This window comes from Paracoccus sp. SY, from assembly GCF_002901215.1.
In the GTDB taxonomy this organism is placed as follows: Bacteria; Pseudomonadota; Alphaproteobacteria; order Rhodobacterales; family Rhodobacteraceae; genus Paracoccus; species Paracoccus acridae.
Genome location: NZ_NWMQ01000088.1, coordinates 1 through 5,424, shown reverse-complemented (window position 1 = coordinate 5,424; position 5,424 = coordinate 1). Strand labels below are relative to the sequence as shown.

Here is a 5,424-nt window from a genome sequence, read left to right as displayed (position 1 = left end):
AAAGGGCAGGGGCGTTCGGCTTGCCCGAATCCTCCGGCCAGGCGCGGTCTCGCGCCTTTGCCTCGATCCCCGCGCCTTCGCGGGGATCCCTCGATCATCTTTGCCGGTCGAAGCTATCCAGCCTGCCGCCTCTCTCCTGGCGGCGGACCTTGCAGGGCGGCGAGCTGGACGCGCCCATCAAAGAGGGAAGGGAAGCGAGACGCCCTGTGGGAAGGTTCGACCGGATCACAAAAGCGCCGCATCGCTCAGGGCCATACTATGGACGTTTTGAACCCATTGCGGACGGTCAGGCCGTGTGCAGCATGGCAACCCACTTTGCAGCCGTAGCGTATGCTCAACCGGGCGCGCTTCTCCAACCAGCGAAACAAACCCTGACCAGGATGGCCGCCAAGGCAAAATTGATCAGCCCGAGTGCGGCAATGACGGCGAGCGTCCCGCCCGGTCCAAGCACGCTCAGCAGCGCTCCACCAAACACTGGCGCCCCAGCCTGCGCCAGCAACGCGGGACGTGCCAAGCGCCCCATCAAGGCGGGGTAGCGCTCCGAGCCGAACAACGCCAAGGGCAATGCCCCGCGCGCGATAGAGAAGACGCCATTCCCCGCGCCATAGAGGATCATAGCCAAGGCAGGCAGCTGAAGATCGAGCGCCAGCAGGATCAGACCAGCCGCCACGCTGCTGCAAGCAAAGAGCAGGGACCAGATCGGGTGATGGCGACCCCGTCCTGCCATCTCGACCATGCGTGCCACGACCTGGGCTGGTCCGAACAACGACCCGATTGCCACAGCCTTGGTGAGCGATAGCCCCTGCGCCTGCAGCAAGGTCAGCAGATGCACCGAGACCATGGTGACAGCCAGACCAGAGGTCACGAGGATGGCCGCCATGATCATGAAGGCCCGTTGCTCTGCTCCGGCCAGATGCATGCCGTCGTGGACCTCGCGACCTGCTTTGACAGGAGCCCGGGGCTCCTTGGGAACCAGGCACAGGATCAGCGGCAGGCTGACCAGCAGATGCAGGACCGCATAGGCTGCAACCGTTCCACGCCAGTCGAACTGCCCAAGCAGCCAGGTTGAAAGCGGCCAGCTGACGGTGCTCGCAAATCCGCCCCAGAGGGTCAGTGCGGTGATCGCGCTTCGGGCCTGTTCCTTGTAGAGCCGGCCTAGCGTTGCAAACGCGGGATCGTAAAGTCCGGCACTCATGCCGAGGCCGATGACGCACCAGCCCAGATAAAAGCCAGGAAGATGAGGCGCGGCGGCGCAGATCAGGAGACCAGTGGCCAGAAGCGCGCTGCCTGCCGCCAGAACAGGACGTCCGCCATGGTCCGCGATCATGCGGCCGACAAAGGGAGACACCATCCCCGCACAGGCAAGCGCTGCCGAGACGGCCCCCACCACCCAGGGCAAGGGCCAGCCGGTATCAGTGACAATCGGCTTCGCCAGCACCGCCATCAGATAATAGCTGCTGCCCCAGGCTAGGATCTGGACGATGCCGAGGCTTGAGACAACCGGCCAGCGGCGGGTGGCGCTCATCAGGTGGCGGCTTTCAGGCTCACTCGGGCTTCCAGCTTTGCCGCCGTTTCCTTCCGTTCGCTGTAGCGGTCGGTCAGGAAGCCTGAGAGGTCGCGGGTCAGCAGCGTGAACTTCACCAGCTCTTCCATCACGTCGACAATGCGGTCGTAATAGCTCGACGGCCGTATCCGGCCAGCTTCATCGAACTCGTCATATGCCTTGGCGACCGAGGACTGGTTAGGGATCGTGATCATGCGCATCCAACGGCCAAGGACGCGCATCTGGTTTACGGCGTTGAAGCTTTGCGAGCCGCCTGAGACCTGCATCAGCGCCAGCGTGCGCCCCTGTGTCGGCCGGATCGCCCCCATTGAGAGCGGGATCCAGTCGATCTGGGACTTCATCACGCCGGTCATGGCGCCGTGCCGCTCGGGGCTGGTCCAGACCTGGCCTTCGGACCAGAGGCACAGCTCGCGCAGCTCCTGCACCTTGGGATGGGATGCCTCGGCGTCGTCGGGCAGCGGCAGACCGTTGGCATGGAAGACGCGCGTCTCGCAGCCGAAGTGCTGCAGAAGGCGCTCTGCTTCCAGCGTGGCGAAGCGGCTGTAGGAGCGTTCGCGCAGTGAGCCATAGAGCAGCAGGATGCGCGGAGGGTGGCTTGCGCGCGACACTAGAGGCAGGTTCGGCTGACGGACGGCGTCGGGCGACAGGTTCGGCAGGTCGGCGATCATGCACGGGCCTCATTGTGCAGGGTGGTCTCGGAAAACCAGCGGCTGCCCAGCCGCAGGGCGACGTTGACCAGCAGGATCAGCACCGGCACCTCGACCAGCGGGCCGATCACGGCTGCGAAAGCCACAGGCGAGGCCAGGCCATAGGCCGCAATGGCCACGGCAATCGCCAACTCGAAGTTGTTGCCGGCAGCCGTGAAGGCGATGGCCGTGGTGCGCGGGTAGTCCCTGGCGATCAGCCGGCCCATGGCGAAGCTCACCAGGAACTGGATGGCGAAATAGAGCACCAGCGGAATGGCGATCCGCACCACATCGAGCGGCAGGCGCACCAGGTCCCCGCCCTTGAGGCTGAACATCGCGACAATGGTGAAGAGCAGCGCCAGCAGAGTGATCGGACTGATCTTCGGCAGGAACACCTCCCCATACCATTCCGCGCCTTTCCGGGCGATCAGGATGCGGCGAGTCAGGAAGCCTGCGAGAAACGGCAGGCCCAGGTAGATCAGCACGGCCTCGGTCACGGTCCAGAAGCCTACCTCGATGACGCTGCCTTCCAGACCGAACAAGGGCGGCAGCACGGACAGGAACAGCCAGGCATAAGTCGAGAAGAACAGGATCTGGAAAATCGAGTTGAAGGCTACCAGACCGGCAACATACTGATTGTCGCCGCGTGCGAGCTGGTTCCAGACCAGCACCATGGCAATGCAGCGGGCGAGGCCGATCAGGATCAGGCCCGTCATGTATTCGGGTTGATCGCGCAGAAAGATCACGGCCAGAGCGAACATCAGCACTGGCCCGATGATCCAGTTCTGCACCAGTGACAGCACCAGAACCCGCTTGTCGGCAAAGACCTGGTGCAGCTCCTCGTAGCGCACCTTTGCCAGCGGCGGATACATCATTAGGATCAGGCCGATGGCGATGGGGATGTTGGTCGAGCCGACCGACATGGCATTGAGCGCATCCGGCAGACCTGCAAAGGCCGTGCCAAGTGCGATACCAAGCGCCATGGCCGCAAAGATCCAGAGCGTCAGGTAGCGGTCGAGAAAGGAAAGTCGGCTGGCCGGACGTGGAGGGGTCATCGCGATATCCTCTGGTCAGGCCGAGCGGGTGCGGTTGCCCTGGGCATCCACGACCTGTTCGCCGTCTTCCTTTCTGAAGGCGGATTTCTGGGGCGGCAGCAGATCAAGCACTTGCTCCGAAGGACGGCAAAGCCGCACTCCTTTCGGACTGACCACGATGGGCCGGTTGATCAAGATCGGATGCGCCATCATCGCATCGAGCAGCGCCTCATCTGACAGGGACGGATCGTCCAGGCCAAGTTCGGCATAGGGCGTGCCCTTCTCGCGTAGCAGGTCGCGCGGCGTGATCCTCATGCGGGCGATCAGCTGCTCCAGCAGCACGCGAGACGGAGGGCACTTCAGATACTCGATAACATGCGGCTCGATGCCGGAATTGCGGATCATCGCAAGCGTGTTGCGCGAGGTGCCGCAATCTGGATTGTGGTAGATGATGACATCCATGCTCAGGCGCTTTCGGTGAGGGTGGGGTCACAGGCACAGTTCAGTGCCGCAACGGCAGCGGCGCAGATCTCGGGATGCCCCTGGCAGCAATCCTTCATCAGGAAGCCCACCAGACCGGCCAAGGCGGGATAAACGGCGCTGTAGATAATGTAACGCCCCTCGCGCCGGGACTGGATCAACCCGGCATGTTCGAGATGGGTCAGGTGAAAGGACAGGCGCGAGGTGGTCGCACCACCAAGAGCTTCTCCGATAGCCCCGGCTGCCATGCCTTCTGGCCCGGCCTGAACAAGCAGGCGAACCACGCGCAGCCGTGTCTCCTGCGACAGAGCCGCGAAGGCAGCGAGAGCATGAGGCTCATCCATCGAATCAACTCCTCAACTAATGATGACTAGTTGAGGCATTTACTTATTAGGGTCAAGTGTCTTCCAGACAGGTTGCCAATGTGGCGATGCAGCGAACGGCCGCTTCGTCGGCATCGCTGCCGTCCTGCACGAAGGTGGCGGTGTCGTGGAGAGCCCTTAGCCGTCACTGGCCCTCATCTTGCAATGCGCATAGGTAGGGTGTCGCGGCCTGTGGAGATACCTTGAATAGCGAAACGCTTCTGCTCTCGGTGGCATTCTTGGTCACAGCCATGGTCTATGCGGCGGTCGGGCAAGCCGGAGCATCGGGCTATCTCGCCATTATGGGACTGGCGGGCTTTGGCCCGCTTACCATGAAAACGACCGCACTTTCTCTGAACCTGCTGGTCGCGGGCATCGGCACGGCCTTGTTCATGCGCTCCGGTCGGCTGTCTTGGCAAAGTGTCTGGCCCTTTGCCGTTCTTGGCTTTCCCTTCTCGATGCTGGGTGGAGCCCTTCATCTGCCCGAGAGTATCTATTTTCCGCTTGTCGGGGCTGTTCTGATCCTGTCTGCCCTTCAAATGGCCCGAACAGCGTTTTCCGCGAAGAGGACTGGTCTGGATGCGCCAGCCACGCCGCCGTTCGCAGCAGCCTTGACCACAGGGGCCGTTATCGGCTTCGTTTCGGGAACGACCGGCACTGGCGGCGGCGTGTTCCTTGCCCCCATCATTCTGACGATGAACTGGGGCACGGCACGGCAGACAGCCGCAACCTCGGCAGTCTATAATCTCGTAAACTCCTTCGCAGCCTTGATCGGGGCATATACGGCCTGGCCCCATATCCCGTCATCGCTTCCCATATGGCTGGTCGCTGTTGCCGCTGGCGGAGTGATTGGGGCCTATGTCGGCAGCCGCTATCTTTCCGACAGGTGGTTGCGAGGGATATTGTCGTTTCTGCTGCTGATGTCAGGCATCAAGCTGATTTGGGAGTGACCGCTTTGTCCCGCGAAGCTGTCACGCGACCGCCCGCCCGGTTGACCACAGGCTGTTTGCTCGATCCCTGTGGTCTCGCTTACAGCCTGCTTCGGCCTCCCGCCTCCACTCCCAAGGTCGTTCTGGCGCGAGGCTGGACAACCGGGCTACCCCCGCAAGCGATCGCAAGCCGACAGGGCCGAGACTGGAGCGCGGTCCCGGCCGAAGGACGGGATGCGGCTAGAACAATCTTCTGATGTTACCGATGCCCTTGCTTGATCCCGATGGCGCAATCCGCAGATGCGAGCAGAGAGCGATCAGGCCGGTTCTCAGCAATCTCGGATGGGCTTTTGCGCCCTTCATCAGAAC

The 5,424-nt window shown here is 62.6% G+C and carries 6 protein-coding genes; 1 reads left to right on the top strand and 5 read right to left on the bottom strand.

What is annotated here, in order from left to right; genetic code table 11:
- Positions 1 to 334: 334 nt before the first annotated feature.
- Genes CK944_RS21240 through CK944_RS21220 form a run of 5 tightly spaced genes read right to left on the bottom strand, consistent with a single transcriptional unit; the run spans position 335 to position 4,108 of the window.
- The gene (locus CK944_RS21240) at positions 335 to 1,525 is read right to left on the bottom strand and encodes an MFS transporter (RefSeq protein ID WP_103175045.1); all 1,191 of its coding nucleotides are present in this window, start codon (positions 1,523 to 1,525) and stop codon (positions 335 to 337) included.
- Entirely contained in the window at positions 1,525 to 2,232 is a 708-nt protein-coding gene (gene arsH, locus CK944_RS21235; RefSeq protein ID WP_103175044.1) for an arsenical resistance protein ArsH, read from the bottom strand. Before arsH ends, CK944_RS21240 begins: the two co-directional genes overlap by 1 nt.
- The gene (gene arsB, locus CK944_RS21230; RefSeq protein WP_103175043.1) at positions 2,229 to 3,305 is read right to left on the bottom strand and encodes an ACR3 family arsenite efflux transporter; all 1,077 of its coding nucleotides are present in this window, start codon (positions 3,303 to 3,305) and stop codon (positions 2,229 to 2,231) included. Before arsB ends, arsH begins: the two co-directional genes overlap by 4 nt.
- 15 nt (positions 3,306 to 3,320) lie before the next feature.
- A complete protein-coding gene (gene arsC / locus CK944_RS21225) occupies positions 3,321 to 3,746 on the bottom strand; it encodes an arsenate reductase (glutaredoxin) (protein WP_103175042.1) in 426 nt (141 codons plus the stop codon).
- A 2-nt stretch (positions 3,747 to 3,748) separates the two neighbouring features.
- Positions 3,749 to 4,108: a helix-turn-helix transcriptional regulator gene (locus CK944_RS21220; protein WP_103175041.1), complete on the bottom strand. Its 360-nt coding sequence runs from the start codon at positions 4,106 to 4,108 to the stop codon at positions 3,749 to 3,751.
- A gap of 221 nt (positions 4,109 to 4,329) precedes the next feature.
- Between CK944_RS21220 and CK944_RS21215 the strand changes: the two genes are divergently transcribed.
- Complete coding sequence (locus CK944_RS21215) at positions 4,330 to 5,076, top strand: sulfite exporter TauE/SafE family protein (protein ID WP_103175040.1); 747 nt, start codon at positions 4,330 to 4,332, stop codon at positions 5,074 to 5,076.
- Positions 5,077 to 5,424 lie beyond the last annotated feature (348 nt).